General features: G+C 34.8%; 17 protein-coding genes, 3 tRNA genes and 1 rRNA gene. 16 read left to right on the top strand and 5 right to left on the bottom strand.

Features of this window, described 5'->3' with window-relative positions:
• Positions 1 to 73 precede the first annotated feature (73 nt).
• The 4 genes from rrf to GYM76_RS08790 all read left to right on the top strand — a co-directional run bounded on the left by rrf (position 74) and on the right by GYM76_RS08790 (position 855).
• Positions 74 to 189, top strand: a 5S ribosomal RNA gene (gene rrf / locus GYM76_RS08805).
• A gap of 32 nt (positions 190 to 221) precedes the next feature.
• A tRNA-Asp gene (locus GYM76_RS08800) sits at positions 222 to 298 on the top strand.
• Between the two features lie 8 nt (positions 299 to 306).
• Positions 307 to 382 (top strand) — tRNA-Trp (locus GYM76_RS08795).
• 134 nt (positions 383 to 516) lie between these two features.
• Complete coding sequence (locus GYM76_RS08790; RefSeq protein WP_065562455.1) at positions 517 to 855, top strand: DUF413 domain-containing protein; 339 nt, start codon at positions 517 to 519, stop codon at positions 853 to 855.
• 4 nt (positions 856 to 859) lie between these two features.
• On the opposite strand, the gene GYM76_RS08785 is transcribed toward GYM76_RS08790, so the two are convergent.
• From GYM76_RS08785 to znuC, 3 genes are all read right to left on the bottom strand, one after another.
• The gene (locus GYM76_RS08785) at positions 860 to 2,383 is read right to left on the bottom strand and encodes a YifB family Mg chelatase-like AAA ATPase (protein ID WP_220225242.1); all 1,524 of its coding nucleotides are present in this window, start codon (positions 2,381 to 2,383) and stop codon (positions 860 to 862) included.
• A gap of 119 nt (positions 2,384 to 2,502) precedes the next feature.
• Positions 2,503 to 3,303 (bottom strand): zinc ABC transporter permease subunit ZnuB, encoded by an 801-nt coding sequence (gene znuB, locus GYM76_RS08780; protein WP_220225241.1) that lies wholly within the window; start codon positions 3,301 to 3,303, stop codon positions 2,503 to 2,505.
• A complete protein-coding gene (znuC, locus tag GYM76_RS08775) occupies positions 3,303 to 4,073 on the bottom strand; it encodes a zinc ABC transporter ATP-binding protein ZnuC (protein WP_220225240.1) in 771 nt (256 codons plus the stop codon). The genes znuB and znuC overlap by 1 nt, the downstream gene beginning before the upstream one ends.
• Positions 4,074 to 4,167: 94 nt before the next feature.
• Here znuC and znuA point away from each other — a divergent pair, with 94 nt between their 5' ends.
• From znuA to GYM76_RS08730, 9 genes are all read left to right on the top strand, one after another.
• A complete protein-coding gene (gene znuA, locus GYM76_RS08770) occupies positions 4,168 to 5,100 on the top strand; it encodes a zinc ABC transporter substrate-binding protein ZnuA (RefSeq protein WP_220225239.1) in 933 nt (310 codons plus the stop codon).
• Between the two features lie 29 nt (positions 5,101 to 5,129).
• Positions 5,130 to 6,491: a murein DD-endopeptidase MepM gene (mepM, locus tag GYM76_RS08765; protein WP_220225238.1), complete on the top strand. Its 1,362-nt coding sequence runs from the start codon at positions 5,130 to 5,132 to the stop codon at positions 6,489 to 6,491.
• Positions 6,492 to 6,615: 124 nt separating this feature from the next.
• Positions 6,616 to 8,940 carry a bifunctional glycosyl transferase/transpeptidase gene (mrcB, locus tag GYM76_RS08760; protein WP_220225237.1) on the top strand — a complete coding sequence of 775 codons (2,325 nt, stop codon included), beginning with the start codon at positions 6,616 to 6,618 and terminating at the stop codon, positions 8,938 to 8,940.
• 13 nt (positions 8,941 to 8,953) lie between these two features.
• Positions 8,954 to 9,763, top strand: coding sequence for a bifunctional DNA-formamidopyrimidine glycosylase/DNA-(apurinic or apyrimidinic site) lyase (gene mutM / locus GYM76_RS08755; protein ID WP_220225236.1), 810 nt, complete (start codon positions 8,954 to 8,956; stop codon positions 9,761 to 9,763).
• A gap of 373 nt (positions 9,764 to 10,136) precedes the next feature.
• The gene (gene tolB / locus GYM76_RS08750; RefSeq protein ID WP_370632630.1) at positions 10,137 to 11,432 is read left to right on the top strand and encodes a Tol-Pal system beta propeller repeat protein TolB; all 1,296 of its coding nucleotides are present in this window, start codon (positions 10,137 to 10,139) and stop codon (positions 11,430 to 11,432) included.
• Between the two features lie 171 nt (positions 11,433 to 11,603).
• The gene (gene pal, locus GYM76_RS08745; RefSeq protein WP_220225234.1) at positions 11,604 to 12,077 is read left to right on the top strand and encodes a peptidoglycan-associated lipoprotein Pal; all 474 of its coding nucleotides are present in this window, start codon (positions 11,604 to 11,606) and stop codon (positions 12,075 to 12,077) included.
• A 68-nt stretch (positions 12,078 to 12,145) separates the two neighbouring features.
• Positions 12,146 to 12,889, top strand: a complete 744-nt coding sequence (gene ybgF / locus GYM76_RS08740; RefSeq protein ID WP_220225233.1) for a tol-pal system protein YbgF — start codon at positions 12,146 to 12,148, stop codon at positions 12,887 to 12,889.
• A 136-nt stretch (positions 12,890 to 13,025) separates the two neighbouring features.
• A tRNA-Lys gene (locus GYM76_RS08735) sits at positions 13,026 to 13,101 on the top strand.
• 322 nt (positions 13,102 to 13,423) lie between these two features.
• Entirely contained in the window at positions 13,424 to 15,529 is a 2,106-nt protein-coding gene (locus GYM76_RS08730; protein WP_220225232.1) for a TonB-dependent siderophore receptor, read from the top strand.
• Positions 15,530 to 15,581: 52 nt separating this feature from the next.
• On the opposite strand, the gene pepT is transcribed toward GYM76_RS08730, so the two are convergent.
• Both pepT and GYM76_RS08720 read right to left on the bottom strand, forming a co-directional pair.
• Positions 15,582 to 16,811, bottom strand: a complete 1,230-nt coding sequence (pepT, locus tag GYM76_RS08725; protein WP_220225231.1) for a peptidase T — start codon at positions 16,809 to 16,811, stop codon at positions 15,582 to 15,584.
• A gap of 21 nt (positions 16,812 to 16,832) precedes the next feature.
• Positions 16,833 to 18,392, bottom strand: coding sequence for an AbgT family transporter (locus tag GYM76_RS08720; protein ID WP_065735161.1), 1,560 nt, complete (start codon positions 18,390 to 18,392; stop codon positions 16,833 to 16,835).
• Positions 18,393 to 18,784: 392 nt separating this feature from the next.
• Between GYM76_RS08720 and GYM76_RS08715 the strand changes: the two genes are divergently transcribed.
• Genes GYM76_RS08715 through GYM76_RS08705 form a run of 3 tightly spaced genes read left to right on the top strand, consistent with a single transcriptional unit; the run spans position 18,785 to position 23,704 of the window.
• On the top strand, positions 18,785 to 21,049 hold the full coding sequence (locus GYM76_RS08715) for an aconitate hydratase (protein WP_065562442.1): 2,265 nt from the start codon (positions 18,785 to 18,787) through the stop codon (positions 21,047 to 21,049).
• A gap of 19 nt (positions 21,050 to 21,068) precedes the next feature.
• Positions 21,069 to 22,331, top strand: a complete 1,263-nt coding sequence (icd, locus tag GYM76_RS08710) for an NADP-dependent isocitrate dehydrogenase (RefSeq protein ID WP_220225230.1) — start codon at positions 21,069 to 21,071, stop codon at positions 22,329 to 22,331.
• A gap of 17 nt (positions 22,332 to 22,348) precedes the next feature.
• On the top strand, positions 22,349 to 23,704 hold the full coding sequence (locus GYM76_RS08705) for a citrate/2-methylcitrate synthase (protein ID WP_220225229.1): 1,356 nt from the start codon (positions 22,349 to 22,351) through the stop codon (positions 23,702 to 23,704).
• Positions 23,705 to 23,722: the final 18 nt, after the last annotated feature.

Here is a 23,722-nt window from a genome sequence, read left to right as displayed (position 1 = left end):
TGTTCCGGATTGAGCGATTGGTGAAGATATGTGATAATCATCATCAGTTGAAAGAAAGAGAAGACAGAATATGTCTGGCGGTAATAGCGCGGTGGTCCCACCTGACCCCATGCCGAACTCAGAAGTGAAACGCCGTAGTGCCGATGGTAGTGTGGGTATTACCCATGTGAGAGTAGGGTGCCGCCAGACTTTTAATTTATAAACACACCAAAAAATACGGTGGAGCGGTAGTTCAGTTGGTTAGAATACCTGCCTGTCACGCAGGGGGTCGCGGGTTCGAGCCCCGTCCGTTCCGCCACCTTATCTAGGGGCGTAGTTCAATTGGTAGAGCACCGGTCTCCAAAACCGGGTGTTGGGAGTTCGAGACTCTCCGCCCCTGCCATAAAAATAATAGATTTGTTCTAATTTTAGTCATTTATTCAATTTTATTTATATAAATAAAAAAATTTTGTTTACAGATTAACTTTGTCAATTATAATTCCCGCCCAACAACTTTTATAATCTAGAGGATATAACATGGCTGAAAGTTTTGTAAGTCAACAACGTTTTTTTGATAATAAGAATTATCCAAGAGGATTTTCTCGTCATGGCGATTTTACTATCAAAGAAGCACAGATCTTAGAAAAATATGGTTGTGCTTTTAGAGATCTCGATGCAGAAACTAAAAAGCCAACTACATCAGAAGAGAAATCTTTTGTTGCAGTTTGTAAAGGGAAAAAGGAACCAGTTACAGATTATGAAAAAACATGGATAAAGTACCTTTCTAAAATTAACAAACCAAAACGTTTTCACACGTTATCAGGTGGAAAACCTCAAGTTGACGTGAGTGATGACTTTGTCGATAGTGATGATTAATTTATTAGCCAATATTTTTGTGCATCTGAATTAATAATCTATCCATAGAACGATAACTCAGTGCTTCTGAAATATGTTTTCGTTCTATGTTCTTTGAACAATCTAAGTCGGCGATAGTCCGAGATACTTTTAATATTCTATGCCAAGCTCGAGCAGAAAGCCCTAATTTAATTAAAGCCTGTTCTAAGTACTCATTATCTTCATCAGTTAACAAACAATGAATTTGAATTTCTTTTGGTGATAATTGACTATTTAACTTTTTATTTCTTATCATTTGAATTTTTCTAGCATCCATAACTCTTTTTTTCACTTTATCAGTTGGTTCAGTTACACTAACTTTTTGACTTAGTGTACCTTTAGGTAGTAATGGTACTTCAATTGATATATCAAAACGATCTAAAAATGGACCAGAAAGTCGATTTAAGTAACGTATAATTTGTTGTGGTGTTGTCCTATTATGGGTTCCATGATAATGACCCGTAGGGCTAGGGTTCATGGCGGCAATGAGTTGAAACTTTGCTGGAAATTTTATTTTTGCATTTGCCCTAGATATAACTATTTCTCCTGACTCAATGGGTTCTCTTAAGGCATCTAATACTTTACGGTTAAATTCTGGTAATTCATCTAAAAATAACACTCCATTATGGGCTAATGAAATTTCTCCTGGTTTAGGAATTGAGCCGCCACCAACTAAAGCTGCTGCTGATGCACTATGATGCGGGGCTCTAAATGGCCTTTTACGCCAATTTTGAATCGAACCATTAGCGCTAACAAGACTGGTGATTGCTGCACTTTCAAGTGCTTCATCATCTGATAATGATGGTAATAATGAAGTTAACCGAGTGGCTAGCATAGTTTTACCGGTCCCTGGTGGACCAATTAACAATAGATTATGTCCACCTGCAGCGGCAATTTCTAAGGCTCTTTTAGCATGTTCTTGACCAATTATATCTTGTAGGTTAATTATTTGCTCATCATCATCTTTGTATTCTCTGTATTCAACAGTAGGTAAATTAATTTCATTGTATAGATATTGGCATAGTTCTAATAAATTATGGGTAATTAACGTATTATTATGATGGATTAATGATATTTCAGATTGATTTTCTCTAGAAATAATCAATGTACGATTATTTTTTTTAGATGATATAGCAGCAGGAATAGCACCTTTTACTGCTTTAATCTCCCCAGATAAGGCTAATTCACCTAAAAATTCATATTTAGCTAGATTATCGTTAGGTATTTGTTCGGTTGCTGCAAGAATAGCGATAGCTATAGGCAAATCAAAGCGACTACCTTCTTTAGGAAGATCTGCTGGAGATAAATTAACAGTTATCTTTTTTGCTGGAAATGTAAAGCCACTATTAATAATAGCGCTTCTAACTCGGTCTTTAGATTCTTTAACCGTTGCTTCTGGAAGACCAACCAGAACAAAACCTGGTAATCCATTACTAATATGTACTTCAACATTAATTTGAGGTGCTTGTATTCCAATAGAGGCTCTTGTATAAATAATTGCGAGAGACATAGTTTTGTCTTCATTAGTTTCTGATTTTTAGCACTTTATTAGTAATTAAATAATGTGAACAAACAGATAACTAAAAATGCGTGTTCCCTCGCAATAAATTTTCTAATTTTACTGATATTTTAATTTTTAGTTCTTAAAAAGAATTTAGAAATAAATAATGATATAAAAAATAAACAAGTATTACTTAATACAACAGAAGGACCTGTTGGAGTATCATAAATTAATGAAAACAGAATTCCACCCAAAATAGATAGCATCCCAATTAATATTGCAAAAAATGCCATTGATTCTGGGTTTTTAGCATAATATTTTGCTGTAGCAGCAGGAATGATTAATAGTGCAGTAATAATTAAAGCTCCAACAAATTTCATAGCAATACCAATTGTTAATGCTAAAAGTATTGTAAGCATAAATTTTGTTAGTGGTACATTAATGCCATGGCTAAATGCTAGTTCCTCACTAACAGTGATAAATAAAAATTGATTCCAACGCCATATCAACAGAATTCCAATTATTAATACACAAATTAAAATCTGATAAACATCAAACATTGTTATAGATAAAAGATCACCAAATAGATAACCCATCAAATCAATGCGTATACTATTCATTAAACTTATCACAACTAAACCAAGTGAAAGAGCGCTATGAGCTAAAATACCCAGTAATGTATCAACAGGTAGTTGTTTTTGAGATTCTAACCATAACAGCCCGATAGCTAATATCAGTGTCACTAAAACGATGGCATAGAATAGATTGATATCAAAAAGGAAGCCAAAAGCAACCCCTAATAATGCTGCATGGGATAACGTATCTCCGAAATAAGACATTCTTCGCCAAACAACAAATGTACCCAATGGACCAGTTAAACACGATAAGCATAAACCTGCAAGTAAAGAGGGTAAGAGTAACTCAATCATTATTTTGTTCCTCTTGAATCAGGTAATATAATTTTTCGATTATGATCATTGTGATGCTGGCAACAATCATTATTGTGATGGTGCTTATATAAAGCGATTTGTGATGCGCCGTGAGGTCCAAATAAAGAAACAAATTCTGGATCGTTTGAGACACTAGCTGGTGTTCCTGAACAACAGATATGATGGTTTAAACAAATTACTTCATCTGTTTTTGCCATAACTAAATGTAAATCATGTGAAACCATTACAACACCACAACTAAACTTCGTTTTAGCATTAATAATTAAATCATACAATAGCACTTGTCCATTTACATCTACACCTTGTGTAGGCTCATCTAAAATAAGTAGTTTTGGGCGTTTTGCTAATGCTTGAGCAAGTAGTACTCGCTGTAACTCCCCGCCTGATAATTGATGCATAGATCGATCAATCAGGTATTGAGCTTTTACTAAAGATAATGTTTGGATGATATCATCATAACTTAATTGTTTATTTAGCTGCATAAACCGTTTGACGGTTATAGGTAAAGTTGGATTCAAGTTTATTGATTGAGGGACATAACCGATAGTCAAATCAGAAGCACGTTCAATGGTGCCTGTTGTAGGTGAAATTAATCCTAAAATAACTTTGACGAGTGTTGATTTTCCTGCACCATTTGGACCTAGAATCGTAATAATTTGGCTTAAGTTAATCGTCAATGAAACATCATATAATATTTTTTGTTGATTTATTTTAACCGAAATATTATTTAGAGCCATTAATTGTGTCATGATATCGATAGTCCTTGCCGATCAATATGTTATGTTATATTATAACAATAATGTAGTTTTATTCCATCATATTTTATAAATATTGGATGACAAAGTGAAAAATTTAACTAAAAACATCAGACAAGTTCTACGTTTTCTAACACAACTTACGCTAATCGTTATTGGATTAACAAATAATGTTAATGCCAATGTAATTTCCTCAGTAAGGCCGATAGGTTTTATTACTGAAGCAATTACATCAGGTGTAACAAATACAGATATACTATTGCCGGATGGCGCATCTCCTCATACTTATTCATTGAAACCCTCCGATTTGGCTAAAATTAAGAATGCTGATTTAATAATTTGGATTGGTGAAGATATGGAAGTTTTTATGCCAACTGTTTTAAAAAATGTTGATGAACACAAGCAGATAGAATTAATGGATGTTCCCGAAATTAAGAGTTTGCTTAGAACCAATCATCACGATGAAGAAATACCTCATGATGATAATGACCATCATCATGGTGAATATGATGAACATATATGGCTTTCGCCAAAAATTGCTAAAATTATTGCAAAATCAATCCATGATAAGCTTATAGAACTGTATCCTAATAAAGTGCAGTTGCTTGATGCAAATCTGAACGAATTCATTACAAATCTATCAGAAACAGAACAAAACATTGCAAAAAAACTAATTAGCGTACAAAATAGAGGGTATTTTGTGTTTCATGATGCATATGGGTACTTTGAATCACAGTTCGGATTAAAAAATCTAGGAAGTTTTACCATAAACCCAGCAGTACAGCCTGGCGTTCAAACTGTCTATGCAATTCAAAAAAAGCTAGCGGAACATCAAGCAGTCTGTGTTTTTAGAGAGCCACAGTTTAGCCCTGCAGTTATAAAGAAGTTAGTAAATGGTACAAATGTTAAAATTGGTGAATTAAATCCATTAGGGACAGGTATCATTGTCGAAAAAGGTGCCTATTCACACTTTTTATTAACATTAACTCAGGAGCTGTTGGATTGTTTAGATAAAAAATAGTTTAGATTATAAGATAGTTAAGGTTAATTTTGGCACAGCAGATTAAATCCCCTAATATTGCAAAAAATAAATTCAAAATTCCCTATTTTTCAATATTAGGAGCCCTTGTTGTTGTTATTTTTGTAACTATATTGTGGCGACCTTTAAATTTAGATCGCACAGTGTACGTCCCTCTAAATTCTCAAGCTCAAACTACAGTTACAGATACGCCTTCGTCTTCAGTTGTTATTGGCGATGGGCGAATTGATATGCTTAGTGATAAATCTAAAACTGACAATGTTACAGAGTCGTCTGATGTTCCTGAAGATGATATAGCTAAAGATGAATTAGATGATCTTGCTGAAGAAAAAGATAACACAGTGCAATATACCATATCACGTGGTGATACATTACACGATATTTTGAATCGTTATAATGTAAATAAAAATGATATTGCACAGTTAACAGGTAAGTATAAACAACTAGCCAATTTGAGAATTGGACAGCAGGTTAGTTGGACGACCGATGATAATCACAATTTGCTCACTTTTAACTGGACAATATCAACTAATAATGTTCGAATTTTTGAAAAGTCAGGCAATCAATTTATAGAAAGTACTGAAACAGTAGAAGGTGTCTCACAAAATAATGTTATTAAAGGTGAGCTGAAATCCAGTTTTGTAGCTGATGCGCGTAAAGCTGGTTTAACGAGTAATGAGATTGGAATTATTACACGTGCATTGCAGTGGCGTTTGGATTTTCGACGTTTAAAAGTAGGCGATAAATTCGTGGTATACTTATCTCGTGAAATGCATGGAAATCGTTTATCAAATAGTAAATTACTTGGTGTTCGCATTAAAAATGGGTCTAAAGATTATTATGCGATTCTAGCTGATGATGGTAAATACTATGATATTAATGCAGGTAGTTTATCTCAAAGTTTTTTCCGATATCCTTTAGCTAAAAAAGCTCGCGTATCATCAGGTTTTAATCCGCGTCGGTTACATCCAGTTACAGGAGTTGTTACACCACATAATGGTGTTGATTTTGCAGTATCTAGAGGAACGCCAGTATTATCTGTAGGAAATGGAGAAGTTGTTATTGCGAAATACAGTGGCTCAGCAGGTAACTATGTCGCTATACGCCATGGTAGGCAATATATGACGGCATACATGCATTTAGACAAAATTTTAGTGAAACCAGGCCAACAAGTTAAACTGGGTGACAAAATTGGTTTATCTGGTAATACAGGGCGTTCTACTGGACCACATTTGCATTTTGAATTACATATCAATAATAAACCTGTTAATCCATTAACAGCAAGTTTACCGATTAATGAAGGTTTAACCGGTAAGTCTAAAAAAGCATTTATAGAAAAAGTTAAAAATATTCAGCCACAACTTAGTTTTTAATTGATTTTATATATTCAACTATATTATTTAAACTAAAATATCTTATTGATAAGAAGCTCAATGCTTCATTAAAAAGTTATGTTATTATAAGTTAATTTTATTTAATCTTAATATTGGGTGCAGTTTGAACAGACCAACTAAAAAGAAATCGACTAAAAAAGCTTCAAAAAAAAATAAGAAATCATTGTGGCGTCGACTTTGGTCGTTGCTTTTCAAATTATGTCTTATCTTTGTTGCTGTAACTGTCGTTTATGGGATTTATTTAGATCAACAAATTAAAGAACGTATAGATGGTAATGTTTGGGAATTACCTGCGGCTGTTTATGGACAGATAGTCGACCTTGAACCAGATAGTGATTATAGTCTTAGCGATGTTGTTACTTTGCTAAAAGGTGCACAATATCGTCAGCAAGATAGTAAAGCAACTCGACCAGGTGAATTTATTGTTCAAAATGGTGCTGTTGAAATTTACCGTCGTCCATTTACATTTCCTGATGGTGAAGAAAAAGCTTTTCGTGTCAAAATTACTTTCTATGAAAACAGGATAGATCGCATATCTAATTTAGACACAGGTCGTGATTTTGGCTTACTTAAGATTGATCCTAAATTAATAACGATGATGCATTCCCCAAATGGTGAACAACGGCTTTTTGTGCCTTTAAGAGAATTTTCTGACTCGTTAATAAAAACCTTAGTTGCAACTGAAGATAAACGTTTTTATGACCACCATGGTGTAAGTTTATATTCTATTGGTCGAGCCATATATGTTAATTTAACAACAGGCCGAACTGAAGGTGGAAGCACACTAACACAACAAACGGTTAAAAACCTCTTTTTAACTAATGAGAGAAGTATCAGTCGTAAAATACGTGAAGCCTATATGGCTATCATTTTAGATGCTCGATATAGTAAAGAGCGTATCTTAGAACTTTACTTAAATGAAGTCTATTTAGGTCAAGCTGGTAGTGAAGAAATTCATGGTTTCCCATTAGCAAGCCTGTACTATTTTGGTCGCCCAGTTAATGAATTGACATTAGATCAGCAAGCTGTATTAGTAGGTATGGTAAAAGGTGCTTCGTACTATAATCCTTGGACTCAACCGCAACAAGTAATTGAACGTCGTAATGTTGTATTAAAACTTGCTGAGCAACAAGGAATTATTGATGAGGAATTATATAATTTACTTAGCCAACGCCCACTTTCAGTTTTACCAAAAGGTGGAGTGATATCACCGCAACCAGCATTTATGCAAGTTGTCCGTAGTGAGCTTAGAAAACAGTTGGGTGACAAAGCAGACCACCTGTCAGGAATGAAAATTTTCACCACATTCGATCCAGTTGCTCAGGCTGCAGCAGAACAATCGGTTACGGATGAAATAGAAACATTACGTAAATCGACTAATAAAGAATTACAAACAGCAATGGTTATTGTTAGCCGTGAGACAGGTGAAATCCGTTCTATTATTGGTAGCGCTGAGCCACGTTACCCTGGTTATAACAGAGCGTGGTTAACTAGACGAGCAATTGGTTCACTGGCAAAACCGTCAACCTACTTAACTGCATTAGGTCAGCCAGAACGTTATCAGCTTAATACTTGGTTAAATGACAACCCATTATCAATCAAACTTGATAACGGCGGTTATTGGCAACCGAAGAATTTTGATCGGAAATTTCGCGATAAAGTGATGTTAATTGATGCATTAGCTCTTTCACTTAACGTACCTACAGTTAACTTAGGTATGTCATTAGGTTTAGACGCAACTAAAACGAGTTTACAAGCATTGGGGGTACCTGAAGATCGTATCCCTAATTTGCCTTCTCGCTTATTAGGTGCTCTAGAGTTAACACCATTAGAAACAGCACAAATGTTCCAAACTATTTCCAATAATGGCCAACGTGCACCGCTCACAATACTACGGTATGTATTAACTGATAAAGGTGAACTTGTTTATCAAAATTACCCGCAACAAATTCAAGCGGTTTCTCAGCAATCGGCTTATTTAACCACTTACGCTATGCAACAAGTCGTTGAATCAGGAACATCACGTTCATTGAAAGCTAAATATGGATCATTCAATTTAGCTGCCAAGACTGGAACAAGTAATGATTCGCGTGATAGTTGGTTTACTGGTATTGATGGAAAAAATGTTGCAGTCATTTGGATAGGGCTTGATGATCATTCACCTATGAAATTAACAGGCGCTACAGGTGCATTAAAAATATATAGTGAATACTTACAAAATAATCCACCGAAAAAATTACAACTTTCAGTACCACAAAATATCTTTATGGTACCTATTGATAGTAGTGGCCAATGGCAATGCGATGGAGGAGGAGTAAGGACTCTACCTGCATGGACGGTCAATCCGCAAAGTTTATGTGCTGTCAGTTCTCAAACTGAGACAAATCAATCGGCTCCTAGCTGGGTTACTGACATGTTCAATAATTAAATGAGATTATTAAATGCCTGAATTACCAGAAGTAGAAACTAGTCGGCGTGGTATTCTACCTTATTTAAAAGGCCAAATTATCAAGCAAGTTGTTGTTCGACAACCCAAGCTTCGTTGGCCTATTGATGAGGCTATTTCTGATGCTCAAGGCCAAATAATCATAGATATTAAAAGACGTGCTAAATATTTATTACTACAGTTGACGCAAAATTGGATTGTTATTCATTTAGGTATGTCTGGTAGCTTACGCATAGTAAAATCAAACCAAAAACCAGATAAACATGATCATGTTGATTTGGTATTAGAAAATGGTGTGACATTACGTTATACCGACCCAAGGCGTTTTGGGTCATGGCTTTGGACTAATTCTATTGATGATCTTAAACAATTGAAGCATTTAGGATTAGAACCTCTAAGCGAGGAGTTTTCAGCAAACTATCTTTTCGAAAAAGCGACTAATCGAAATATTCCTATAAAAAGCTGGATTATGGACAACCATATTGTGGTCGGTGTTGGTAATATTTATGCTTCAGAATCATTATTTATGGCAAAAATTAATCCGCACCGGAAAGTAAACAGTTTAACTTTAGACGAATTTGAACGATTAGTCACAGCAATTAAACAAGTGCTCACCAAATCTATAGAACAAGGTGGCACTACACTTAAAGACTTTGTTCAATCTGATGGTAAGCCTGGTTATTTTGTACAAAAGCTCCAAGTATATGGTAGAGAAGGCGAAAAGTGTTTAATTTGTAAATCTGACATAAAGTCTCATCGAATAGGCCAACGCAATACGTTCTATTGCGAAAAATGCCAAAAATAGCAAATTTTAAAATTTATTCTTATTGATCATTCTTTAATATCTTTAGCCTGATTATATTTAATTTAAATAAAAATCTTTGGCGACTACTTTTAACTCCACCCAAATCAGCATAGTATAGTAAATAAGCGACAGTAATTGCGAATATAAGAATAATAAATAATTTATATAGAAAAATCTTTTTTACTCAAATAGCTATGGACTTGTTACGCAATTTCGGCTATCTTTCACGCTGATATTTATATTTTGTAAAGAGTGATACCATTTAATAACATTTTGTTAATTGTTAAAAGGTTTTATCTTTTTGTATTTAAATACGGTTGTTATACTTATTTTAACTTAAATATATTTCTTTTTGATTAAGGAATTTAAGATGATCAAATTTGCTTCTCGCTTTTTGATAGCTTGTCTTGTTTTTTTATATACAATGATAGCTACTGCTGAAGTTAGAATTATAATCACTGATGGCGTAAGTTCTGCTAAACCAATTGCGGTCATACCATTTAAATGGACAGGTAGCGGTGAACCTCCACAAGTTGTGGATAATATTATTGCTTCTGATTTACGTAATAGTGGTAAATTTAATCCAATTGATGTAGCAGCAATGCCGCAAAAACCAACTACCGCTTCTGAAGTCAATCCTAGTGTTTGGAGCAATATTGGTATTTCTGCCGTTGTAGTCGGTACAATCCAACCTGATGCATCAGGAAAATATCTTATCACCTATCAATTAGTTGATACTGTTGAACGTCCTGGCGCGGTCTTAGTTGAAAATCAATTTCCTATTGAACAACGTTGGTTACGTTATGCAGCCCATACTGCAAGTGATGAAATCTTTGAAGCGTTAACTGGTATCAAGGGTGCTTTTAGAACACGTATTGCCTACGTCGTTAAAAATAGTAAGGGTCCTTACACACATGAATTACGTGTATCTGACTATGACGGATTTGATCAAGTCACCGTACACCGTTCAAAAGAACCATTAATGTCACCAACATGGTCACCTGATGGCAAAAAAATAGCCTATGTAACTTTTGAAAGTGGTCGTTCTGCATTAGTGTTAAAAACATTAGATAGTGGTGCAGTTGAAACTATTGCATCTTTTCCACAGCATAATGGTGCACCAGCATTTTCACCAGATGGTAGCAAATTAGCTTTTGCCTTATCAAAAGGTGGTAGCTTAAATTTATATATGATGAATTTAAGAAGTAAAAAAATCACTCAAATTACTTCTGGGCGTAGTAATGACACCGAACCTTCATGGATGCCTGATAATGAAACAATTGTCTATACTTCTGATCAGGCTGGGCGTCCTCAACTTTATTCAATTAACATTAATAGTGGAGCATCACAACGTATAACTTGGGATAATACCCAGAATCAAAATGCTCGCGTATCTCCAGATGGTAAATTTATTGCTGTAATTTCTACTAATAATGGTGAGCAACATATTACTCGATATGATCTAGAAACGAATACTTATCAACGATTAACTGATACGTTTTTAGATGAAACCCCGAGTATTGCTCCAAATGGCACTATGATTATCTACAGTTCATCGCAAGGTTTAGGTACCATTTTAAATCTTGTTTCAACTGATGGTAATTTTAAAGCAAGGTTACCAGCGACTGATGGACAAGTAAAATTCCCATCTTGGTCACCTTATTTATGAGGAACGACTAAATTTTAAGCAATATTATAATTATTAAAATTGTGTAAATGTTAAGGTCGTTATAATATATACTTCTAATCTTTCTAGTTGGTAACAGGTGTTACTTTGAAGTTGGTTAGAAGTATACAAAATATCAATAATAATTTATTTAAACACAAAGGAGTTAATTCAATGCAATTTTCTAAATTTCTTAAGGTAGCTGCAGTTGCTTTACCATTAATTGCTGTGACAGCATGTTCTTCAAACAGCAGCAGCAAAGCAGGTAACGGTTCTTTATCTAAAGAAGCTCTAGCTCAATTACAAAAATTACAACAAATCAATACAATTTATTTTGATTATGATAAATACAATGTTAAATCAGAATATTCAACATTATTAAATGCACATTCTATCTTCATGCGTGCAAATTCATTCTTAAATGTTGTTATTGAAGGTCATGCCGATGAACGTGGTACTCCAGAATACAATATCGCGTTAGGTGAACGTCGTGCAGGAGCAGTTAAATCTTACTTACAAAGTAATGGTGTTTCTGGTGAACAACTTTCAATCGTTTCTTATGGTAAAGAAAAACCAGCAGTATTAGGTCACAACGAAGCAGCTTATGCTAAAAACCGTCGTGCAGTAATTACTTACGCTGGATATTAATCCCATCTTAATGACGGCTGATTTATCAGCCGTTTTTTATGTTTAAGTTCACGTCGAGTTTATATAATATGTATAAAAAAATACTCACAATGTCCTTATTTTTATTATTTGCTGGATATGGTTGTGCTGCTGGTAGTTCTGATGTGGATAGAACAATACAAGCGCAAGGACAGTTGATAATTCAAAATCAACAAAAAATTAATGATCTACAATCAGATGTAGATACACTTCGTGGTCAATTGGAAGAAACTAAGCATCAACTTAATCAAACAATTGAACGCCAAAAAATGATATTACAGCAAATGACTAATGGGACAGGATTCTCATCAAATTCAAATGATGAAGCCCAAGGTGACAGTTCTGATTCAACATCAAGCACTGATGCTGGGGCATCGCCATCATCATCTTCAGGTTTATCTGGATGGTCTACTTCAGGTGATGATAAAGCGGATTATAATTACGTCATGCAATATATTAATGATGACAAACAGAGTGATGACGTAATTATAGCCTTTCAAAATTATCTAAAAGCCTACCCAAAGACAAGTTACCGTGCAAATGTAAATTATTGGCTTGGTCAACTTTGTTATAAAAAAGGAAAAAAAGATAATGCATCATTTTATTATGCAACAGTAGTAAAAGATTTTCCATCTTCTCCAAAAGCAGCAGATAGCCTTTATAAAGTGGGTTTAATTTTACTTGATAAAGGTGATAAAAAGAATGCCAAAACTGTATTTCAACAAGTCGTAAATAAATACCCTAAAGATAAAAAGACAGTTGATCTAGCAAATAAAAAAATAGCATCGTTATAATAAAATGTATAAATAACCAGCTATTGAATAAAAATAGCAATAAAAGGGTTGCACCGCCTTATAATTATAAGTATTATAGCAACCCGAAATTGCTTGAAGCGTTAAGTAATAAAGCAGAAAGTAATTCTATCAAAATGGGTTGTTAGCTCAGTCGGTAGAGCAGCGGACTTTTAATCCGTTTGTCGAGCGTTCGAATCGCTCACGACCCACCACTTCATCTTACATAATGAATTTATCTTCCAAACAAACTAGACATACTAAACTTGTCGGTTGGTGATCTGATTAAAAATCTATTTTAATAAAATCCACTGTTAGTTATTAGAAGATAATTCAAAAAAAATCAAATAATCAAAATATTACCATATCATCCACTAATTAACTTAGAGACTTTCAAATCAAATTTATATTTTTATAAAAATATGATTTAAGGTTTATATTGAAAGCCGTCAAGATAGAAAAAAGTTGTAATCGCAAATAACAATCATTATCATTAATAACTGTTGTTTTAAAATTAATCAAACAATAGGAAAAATAATGAAATTAGTTAATCAATTAGTCTTCCCATGTACTCTGGGCTTATTTACTTTTATAGCTTACGCCCAAGATAAAGTTAATGATGATATTGAAACTATGAAGGTAGTCGCTAAGGATAATAATGATCAGCGCATAAAACTATCATCAACTGCAACTAAACAAACCTTTGAAATAAAGGATATTCCTCAAACCATTAATTCGATTAACCTTGAACAACAAAAAATTTATGGACAAACTGATCTCAGTGTCATTGTCAATAAATTACCCGGAGTCGATGCAACTTATGATATGCGAGATGAAGGTATCAAAATTAGAGGGTTTTCTGCCAGTTCCGGCGATATTTACCGAGATGGTGTCCGTGCTAGCGGACAAGTTAGACAAAGTACAGCTAATATAGAGCGAATTGAAATTTTAAAGGGACCTGCTTCGGTACTTTATGGTCGAGGTTCAGGTGGTGGAATCATAAATATGATCAGTAAGCAGGCAAATTTTGATTCACCGTCTACCTTGAGTTTACGAGGTGGATCTTGGGATAAATATGGTGGAATGATAGATGTTAACCATGTTTTAAGTGATGAACTTGCCGTACGAATGACTATAGATCACCAATCAGATAAAGGTTTTCGTAAAGGCATTAAACAACGAGATACAATGGTTTCGCCAAGCGTTTTGTATGATAATCTAAACGGATTTAATTGGTTAGTACAATATACAAATGATAAATTATGGCGTAAACCAGATAGGGCGCCGGCTTATTATGATTTACCAAGAGGTGTTTCAATCAAAACGGCCTATGCTCACCCAGATGATTATGTGAAAGATAATTTTAATTCGTTACGTTCGGTGATGGGATATGAATTTGATCATCATTGGTCTATTAAATTAACAAATATGTATCGTAAAGCTGACCAAAATTTCGATCATCTTTATGCTGGTAATTATTGTGATTGGAATGGGAAATTAAACAATGGTAAGCCGTGTAATTACAAAGGTAAATTAAAATTCCGTCGAGCTTGGCAAGAAACTTCGAACAAAACCTACAGTAATACCCTTGATTTAGCCGGTAAATTTAATACTGCAAGTATTGCCCATGATATGTTAATCGGAGTTGAATATAACATTGAAAAAAGGGAACCACGATTAGCTTTAGCTAGCCAATATCCTGAAGCTGTGGATCCTTATCATCCTCATTGGCGCTCTAAAAAGCCTCACTTCACAACATTGAATACCAAAACTAATCATAAAGCTACTTCTAGAGGGTTATATTGGCAGGATCTCATCAGCTTTACAGAACAATGGAAATTACTTGCAGGATTACGTTATGATAATTATGAATTTGCTTCAGATAACAAATTGAATCATCAAAATCGGTCATATGATGGTCACACTTTAAGTCCACGTATTGGTTTAATTTGGCAACCGATTGCGTCTCAAAGTTTTTATGCTTCGTATAGTAAAAACTTTGCACCTTATGGTGGTAGAGGTTTAATAACCATAGCTACAGATTCTAAAACTGTTTATGATGATAAGCCTCAGTATTCACGTCAGTATGAAATCGGTGTCAAAAGTGATTGGTTTAATGATAAGCTCTCTACTCAAATCGCACTCTATGATCTTGAACTTTATAATGTTAGGTATCAACCTGACTCGGTCAATGATCCTTATAATTGGCAAGTTAGAGGCAGTGATCGCAGTCAGGGAATAGAGTTGAGTGCTATTGGACAATTAAGTAAAAATTGGTATATCAATAGCGGTATTGGTTATCAACAAGCTAAAGTGCATAAAGATAAAAAAACACCAGCTAACCAAGGAAAATACCTATCTAATACAGCTAAACATAGTGGCTATCTAAGTGTTCGCTACCTTCCTCATGAAGATTGGTTCACGGAAGTGGGATTTGATTATAAAGGTTCAATGTATAATGATGATAAAAACCTCGTTAAACGCCCTGGATATGGAACATGGAATGCCGCAATCGGTTATCAAACACGATCTGTTGATCTAACCTTAGCATTAACCAATTTATTGGGTAAAAAATATTGGCGCTCAAGTAGTATGCCAGGCACTCCTCGCGCATTTTTATTAACTGCAAGTTATAAATTATAATATTCGATAAGTATTTTTAAGAGGGAATGGTATTCCCTCTTGTTGATTATTTTTAAACTTTCGCCGCTAATTCAATAATTTTCATCGTGACTTCGAATGATTTCAAGAATGATGATAATGGTAAAAACTCAAAACAAGAATGGAAGTTATGTGCGCCAGTAAAATAGTTTGGCGTGGTGAGTCCTCTTGCTGATAGTGCTGAACCATCTGTTCCTCCACGCATGGCGATAGTATTTGGTTTAATACCCAATAATTCAAATGATTGGTAAATCAAATCAATACAACGACGATCATCACCTAAATAATTAGCAATATTGCTATAGATATCAGTAATTTGACATTCAATTTTTGCTTTAGGATATTTACGACTGATAAAACTAACCACATCTTGAATGTAAGTTTTACGAGCGTCATATCGAGTTAAATCAAAATCACGAATGCTCATTTTTAATGTAGTTGTGCTTTGGTTACCAATAATATCATTAAACCAAAAATATCCTTCTTTACCTTCGGTATGTTCAGGTGTTTCAAAGCTATCAAAACAGTTAATAATATCATTCGCTATGCGAATTGGATTGATTAAGACATTTTTTGCTGACATAGGATGAGCAGATACACCCTCAATTTCAAACGTAACCGAGCCAGCATTGAATGTTTCATAAACGACTTCACCCAATTCACAGCAGTCAATGGTATAAGCAAAATCAGGTTTAAAACGTTGCAGATCCAGTTTTTTGGCGCCATTTAACCCAACTTCTTCATCTGGTACGAAAGCAACATAAATATCACCATGTAGGCAATTTTGCTGTTGCAACTGATCTAACATGGTCATGACAACTGCAATTGCTGCTTTATTATCAGCGCCTAAAACACTGGTACCATCTGTAACGAGCAGCTCTTCATTGAGATACTTTTTCAACTCTGGATGTTCTGCCACCTTAAACCAAATATCTTTGTCTTTATTTAATAAGATATCTTCACCAGTAAAAGTCACCCTTTGTGGATTAATCTTCTCTGACAGTGCGACATCTACAGTATCAAGATGCGCAACAAAGCCAATTTTTGGCGCATTAGGTTGGTTACCGGTTAATTTGGCTGTCACAATACTATGTTCATCAAGGTGAACATCTTGTAACTTCAAATCAATTAACTCTTGTTCAAGTTGTTTTGCTAAATTAGTTTGTCCTGGAGTAGAGGGCACAACTGCCGAGCCAGCTTTGCTTTGGCTTGGAATACTTACATAACGTAAAAATCGTTTAACTAATTGTTCGGTAATATTCATGATTAAAATCCTTATCTGCGATTAACTAGTTATTGGAGGATAGACATAACCACTATCAAAACCGATAGGAAGACCTAAAAACCAAAACAGTAATAAATTTATTGTCAAAGCAATTAAGAGAGCAGCCGTATATGGGATCATCATCGAACTTAAAGTACCCACACCAGTGTTTTTACAATACTGCTGACAATAAGCAATGATCAAAGGATAAAAAGCAAACATAGGCGTGCTAACATTAACTGCTGAACTGATACGATAAGCTGCTTGGGTTAATTCTGGCGAGATCCCCACAGACATAAGCATCGGAACAAAAATCGGCGCTAAAATAGCCCATTTGGAAGAGGCTGAAGTGATTAACACATTAAGCAGACTAGTTAGAATTATTACGCCAAAAATAGTAACAACTGATGGCAAATGTAATGCTTTTAAAAACTCAGCTCCACCAATAGCAATTAAGGTACCAATTTGTGAGTTTGAAAATACATATAAAAATTGCGCACAAAAGAAAGCAAAAACAATAAATGGAATAAGTGACTTAGTAATATTTTCCATTGATTTGACGATATCTCGCGATGATTTAAATGCGCCAGTGATAAAGCCATGAATTAAGCCTGGTATTGCAAAAAATACAAATAACAACGGCACAATAATTTGCATGATTGGTGCTTTGTTACTCGTCATACTACCGTCGGGTGCGCGTAATAAAGAATCTTCTGGTAATAAAACCAATACTAAGCCGACAGCAATAATTAAAAAAACAGCTGATGCAATTTTAAATGCTTTATTTTCAATTGGTGAAATCTCAGGAGAATCAGCAATGTTATCTAATTGAATATCATTGTTTAAAGGCATCGTGGCATTTAAGCGAGGCTCAACAATCTTATCTGTAACAAACCAGCAGGCTATCAATACAAAGAAAGTACCACCAAAACTTAAAAAGTAATTACAAAGAACATTGACTTGATATGTTGGGTCAATAATTTGAGCGGCGCTTTGTGTAAAGCCTTGCATTATTGGATCAATAATTGACGGGGTATAGCTTGAACTAAAACCTCCAGCTAATCCAGCAAATGCAGCAGCAATCCCCGCTAATGGGTGACGCCCTGTTGCATAAAACATCATTGCTGACACAGGCATTAAAATTACATAAGCAGAGTCTGACGCGATATGACAAACCATACTGACAAAAATAACTGATGGAGTAACCAGTTTTTTAGGTGTGATAGCTAATAACTTTTTGAGCAGAACATGAATATAGCCACTGCTTTCAGCAATACCAATACCCAATGTAGCTACAATGGTAATTCCAAGAGGTGGAAATGAGACAAAATTTGATACAAGTTTTGTAAAAAAGGTAACTAATTGGTTTGGTGCTAACATATTCACTACTGCCAGTTTTTCTTGCGTTACTGGATTAATATAATTAAAGCTGACAAAAGAAAGTAATAATGAAGCAACCAGACAAATTATTAATGCATAAAAGAAAAGAGTTGTAACATCAGGAATTTTGTTTCCAATTCGTTCTATTGTATTTAAAAATCCACCAGTTTTTAATGGTGACGTATTTTTTATTTGATTCATGAAAAAAAGTGTAAATATTATTCGGGAAAACAATGTAACATAGTTTAATAATGTAAGTAAACAATGCGTTGGCGCTATTTTAATGACTTAAAAAACCCCGTTCCTCAACTTTTTTTACATTATTTTTACTTATGGGATTTACTAATTTTGAATTTTCTTTAATGTGCATAATATTTAATATTTCGCTAGTATAGAATTCCTGTTAACGATGACATCTAAATTTATTGTTTTTAATCAAAGTTAACAATAAGTATTGCTGCAAGATTGCATAAAACAAAAATAATGCTATATTGCCTGAATATTTAATCATAAAAAAAGAATAAATATTCAATCATCCTGATTGTGAGTAAGGCTCTAAAGGATATTATAATATAAGCAATGGGAGCTTAATTATGGTTTTCGATATTGATTTAATAAAAGATATTTATCAACATTACCCGCAAAAAATTGATCTTATTCGCCAGAAAATTGGAAAACCATTAACCTTGACGGAAAAAATCCTTTATGCCCATCTTGCTGAAGGTGAAGAGCTTAAAGCTTATAAAAGAGGGGAAGATTATGTAAATTTTTCCCCAGATCGTGTCGCTATGCAAGATGCAACGGCACAAATGGCACTATTACAATTAATGAATTCTGGTCGTAAACGAGTTGCGGTACCTTCAACAGTCCATTGTGATCACCTTATTCAAGCTTATAAAAATGCCCATGATGATCTCATCATTGCTGAAAGTAATAACCATGAAGTTTATCAATTTTTACGTGATGTTTCGAACAAATATGGCATCGGGTTTTGGAAGCCTGATGCAGGAATCATTCACCAAGTAGTGCTTGAAAATTATGCCTTTCCTGGTGGTATGATGATCGGTACCGATTCGCATACCCCTAATGCAGGTGGCCTATCCATGATTGCCATTGGTGTCGGTGGCGCTGATGCTGTTGACGTGATGGCGGGTATGCCGTGGGAACTAAAAATGCCAAAAATTATTGGTGTAAAGCTGATTGGAAAATTATCTGGCTGGTCATCACCAAAAGATGTCATTTTAAAACTAGCTGGCATTTTAACCGTTAAAGGTGGTACTAATTCAATTATTGAATATTTTGGAGAAGGTACTGAGTCGTTATCAGCTACTGGTAAAGCAACAATTTGTAATATGGGAGCTGAAGTAGGCGCAACAACCTCAATCTTCCCTTACAGTAAAAAATCTGCTGATTATCTTGCCATGACTGGTCGTCAAGAAGTAGTGGATTTAGCTAATACATTGGTAGATTGTTTCAATCCTGATAAAGAAATTTTAAAGCAACCTGAAAATTATTATGACCAAGTTATTGAAATTAATTTATCGACCTTAGAACCTTATGTGAATGGTCCATTCACACCTGACTTAGCTTATCCTATTTCAGAGCTTGCTTCTGCCGTTAAAGAACACGATTATCCAGACAATATGGAAGTTGGACTTATTGGATCATGTACTAATTCTTCTTATGAAGATATGATGCGCGCAGCTTCAGTTATTGATAGTGCTAATAAATTAGGCTTAAAAGTAAATGCAAAATTAATTATCAATCCTGGCTCAGAGCAAGTTAAATATACTTCTAAACGTGATGGCATTTTAAGTCGTTTTGAACAAGCAGGTGCTGCTATTATGGCTAACGCATGTGGCCCTTGCATTGGGCAATGGCGTCGTGATGAAGTTGCCGATGAACACAAAAATTCGATTGTCACCTCGTTCAATCGTAATTTTGCTAAACGTAATGATGGTAGCCCAAACACTTATGCGTTTGTTTGTTCCCCAGAAATTGTAGTGGCATTATCAATTGCAGGTAAATTAAGCTTTAATCCACTTACTGACCATCTCATTAATGTTAAAGGTGAAAAAGTGAAACTTCCTGAGCCACTCGGTGATGAGTTGCCAAAACAAGGATTTGCGGTTGATGATGCTGGGTATATTGGGCCAATAGCTGATGGTAGTGCAGTTGAAGTTCGTATCGATCCTCATTCAGATCGACTACAACAGCTTTTACCTTTCACTCCTTGGGATGGTAAAGATATTATTTCGCAACCACTATTGATTAAAGCAACTGGTAAATGTACCACAGACCATATTTCAATGGCTGGAAAGTGGCTAAAATTTCGTGGTCATCTAGATAATATTTCAAATAATATGCTAATAGGTGCGGTTAATGCCTTTAATCAAAAAACGAACTGTGTTTTGGATGCACAAACTGGAGATTATGTTGAAGTACCAGCATTAGCGCGTAAATTAAAATCACAAGGAATCGGATCAATAGTTGTTGCTGAAGAGAATTATGGTGAAGGTTCATCAAGAGAACATGCTGCAATGGAACCACGTTTTTTAAATGTTAAAGCCATCGTAGTTAAATCGTTTGCTCGTATTCATGAAACCAATCTAAAAAAACAAGGTATGCTTGCTTTAACCTTTGTCAATAAAGATGACTATGACAAAATTCGTGAAGATGATCAAATTAGCATTACTGGACTCAGTAATTTTGCTCCGGGAAAAAATCTAACATTAACCCTTCATCATCGTGATGGTAGCAAAGAGTCTTTCGCCGTTTCGCACACTTACAATCAAGCACAAATTGAATGGTTCAAGGCAGGTAGTGCATTGAATAAGTTAAAAGAAGAAGTTAAGTAAAATAAGAGGAATAGACAATATGAATCAGCAAGTTTCAATTGAAAATGGACAATTAGTTGTACCAAATCATCCAACGATTCCTTTTATTGAAGGTGATGGTGTGGGTAAAGAGATTTGGCACGCTGCTCGAGCTATTTTTGATAAAGCAGTTGAAAAAGCTTATCAAGGTAAGCGTAGTATTCAATGGAAAGAAGTACTTGCTGGTGAGAAGTCGTTTAATTTAAATGGATCATGGCTACCTGAAGAGACCATGAGTGCCTTCAAAAATTATCTTATCGGTATCAAAGGACCATTAATGACACCTGTTGGCGGAGGGATTCGCTCACTAAATGTTGCATTGCGACAAGAATTAGATCTTTATGTTTGTTTGCGCCCTGTCCGTTGGTTCAAAGGTGTTGAATCACCAATAAAGCATCCTGAAAAAGTAAACATGACCATTTTTCGTGAAAATACCGAAGATATATACGCCGGTATTGAATGGCAACAAGGTTCTGATGATGCTGAAAAGTTTTATCATTTTTTATCTGAACAAATGAAAGTAACTAAAGTTAGGTTCCCTAAAACCTCAGCTTTTGGAGTGAAACCTGTCTCAATTGAGGGATCTGAACGCCTAATACGCTCAGCAGTCAAGTATGCATTACAACATAAATTACCATCTGTGACCCTTGTTCATAAAGGTAATATTATGAAATTTACCGAAGGTGGATTTAAGCAATGGGGTTATGAACTTGCGGAAAGAGAATTTGCTGACGCAGTTTTCACCATGAATCAATATGCAAAAATTCAGAAGGCCCAAAGTAAAGCAGCAGCAGAACAAGCATTACAAACCGCTAAAGCAAACTCTAAATTAATTATTAAAGATGTTATTTGTGATGCATTTTTACAAAATACATTATTAAAACCTGAGGACTATTCGGTTGTTGCAACATTAAATCTCAATGGTGATTATGTATCGGATCAGCTGGCTGCCATGGTTGGTGGTATTGGTATTGCGCCAGGTGCTAATATTAATTATTTAACCGGACATGCTATATTTGAAGCAACACATGGTACTGCACCTGATATAGCAGGTCAAAATCAAGCCAATCCATCATCACTTATATTGTCAGGAGTGATGATGTTTGAATACTTAGGTTGGCATGAAGTAGGACAATTAATCACTAATGCGATGGAAAGTTTGTTTCAATTAGGTAAAGCAACAACTGATTTAGCACGCTTTATGCAAAATGGACAATCATTATCAACAACTGAATTTACTCAAGCAGTTATCGATAATTTATAATTCAAAGGGGATGGTTAATGAAAGAAAAGTTCTTGGTTTATAAATTATCGGAAACCATTAAAAATACTAGTAAAATTGAATCGCAGTTATTCGAACAATTTAATGTAAAACGTGGATTACGTAATGCAGATCATACTGGTGTATTAGTTGGATTAACCAAAATTGGTGATGTATTAGGCTATGAACGCTTAGAAGATGGTTCACTAAAACCAATTGCCGGTAAATTATTATACCGAGGAATTGATATTGAAGAGCTGGTTCATAATGCTCAACAAGAGCGACGAACAGGGTTTGAAGAAACTATCTATTTATTATTATCTGGTTACTTACCCGATAAAGAAGAATTACGAGATTTTTCACGTTTACTCTGTGAGTCGATGGCGTTAGAAAAACAAACTAAGATTGCCATAATGGAACTTGAAGGCCATGATGTGATGAACATTTTGGCTAGAACTGTTCTTGAAATGTATACTTATGATCCTGAACCTGATGATACCTCACGTGATAATTTAATGCGTCAATCCATCGATTTAATTGCTAAATTCCCAGCAATTATTGCTTATGCTTACAATATGTTAAGTCATAGTGCTAAAGGTAAATCACTGCATATCCGCCATCCACACGAAGATTTTTCAATTGCAGAAAATTTTCTCTATATGATGAAAGGATCCGGTAGATATACAGAACTTGATGTAAGAGTACTTGATTTAGCCATGATTATTCATGCTGAACATGGTGGCGGGAATAATTCAACTTTTACCGTTCGCGTAACGAGTTCTACGGGTACCGATACTTACTCATCTATTGCTGCAGGTATAGGATCATTGAAAGGTCCATTGCATGGTGGGGCTAATTTGCAAGTAGGAAAAATGCTTAAACATCTTGCCGAAGAGATTAAAAATTGGACTGATGCAAATGAAATTGATGCATATCTACAACGTATTTTAAATAAAGAAGTGTTTGATAGAAAAGGGTTAATTTATGGTATTGGTCATGCGGTTTATACCGTATCAGACCCAAGAGCCATGTTGCTAAAAGAGATGGCCCATAAACTTGCTCAAGAAAAAGGCCGAGAAAAAGAATTTAACTTTCTAAACTTACTTGAGGAACGTGCGATTCATGCAATAGTTAATCGTAAAAATGCCAGAACTAAAAAACAAGTCTGTGCTAATGTCGATTTTTATTCAGGTTTTGTTTATGACATGATTGGGTTACCAAAAGAAGTTTACACGCCACTATTTGCTATGTCGCGAATCGTTGGTTGGTGTGCTCATCGCATTGAAGAACTTAATTTTGATGATCGTCGAATTATACGTCCTGCCTATAAAAACATTGGCGAACTTATGCCTTTTATTCCTTTGAAAGATCGTTGATACATATACCTTCAGTAT

Source organism: Gilliamella sp. ESL0443 (genome assembly GCF_019469165.1).
Taxonomy (GTDB): Bacteria; Pseudomonadota; Gammaproteobacteria; order Enterobacterales; family Orbaceae; genus Gilliamella; species Gilliamella apicola_E.
This window is presented reverse-complemented; position numbering and strand designations above follow the sequence as displayed.

Bases quoted from the DNA above. Each gene is read 5' to 3' on its own strand.
- pal (WP_220225234.1), top strand. From the start codon at position 11,604: ATGCAATTTTCTAAATTTCTTAAGGTAGCTGCAGTTGCTTTACCATTA.
- mutM (WP_220225236.1), top strand. From the start codon at position 8,954: ATGCCTGAATTACCAGAAGTAGAAACTAGTCGGCGTGGTATTCTACCT.
- znuC (WP_220225240.1), bottom strand. From the start codon at position 4,073: ATGACACAATTAATGGCTCTAAATAATATTTCGGTTAAAATAAATCAA.
- GYM76_RS08730 (WP_220225232.1), top strand. From the start codon at position 13,424: ATGAAATTAGTTAATCAATTAGTCTTCCCATGTACTCTGGGCTTATTT.
- znuB (WP_220225241.1), bottom strand. From the start codon at position 3,303: ATGATTGAGTTACTCTTACCCTCTTTACTTGCAGGTTTATGCTTATCG.
- GYM76_RS08705 (WP_220225229.1), top strand. From the start codon at position 22,349: ATGAAAGAAAAGTTCTTGGTTTATAAATTATCGGAAACCATTAAAAAT.
- GYM76_RS08720 (WP_065735161.1), bottom strand. From the start codon at position 18,392: ATGAATCAAATAAAAAATACGTCACCATTAAAAACTGGTGGATTTTTA.
- GYM76_RS08715 (WP_065562442.1), top strand. From the start codon at position 18,785: ATGGTTTTCGATATTGATTTAATAAAAGATATTTATCAACATTACCCG.
- icd (WP_220225230.1), top strand. From the start codon at position 21,069: ATGAATCAGCAAGTTTCAATTGAAAATGGACAATTAGTTGTACCAAAT.
- pepT (WP_220225231.1), bottom strand. From the start codon at position 16,811: ATGAATATTACCGAACAATTAGTTAAACGATTTTTACGTTATGTAAGT.
- GYM76_RS08785 (WP_220225242.1), bottom strand. From the start codon at position 2,383: ATGTCTCTCGCAATTATTTATACAAGAGCCTCTATTGGAATACAAGCA.
- ybgF (WP_220225233.1), top strand. From the start codon at position 12,146: ATGTATAAAAAAATACTCACAATGTCCTTATTTTTATTATTTGCTGGA.
- GYM76_RS08790 (WP_065562455.1), top strand. From the start codon at position 517: ATGGCTGAAAGTTTTGTAAGTCAACAACGTTTTTTTGATAATAAGAAT.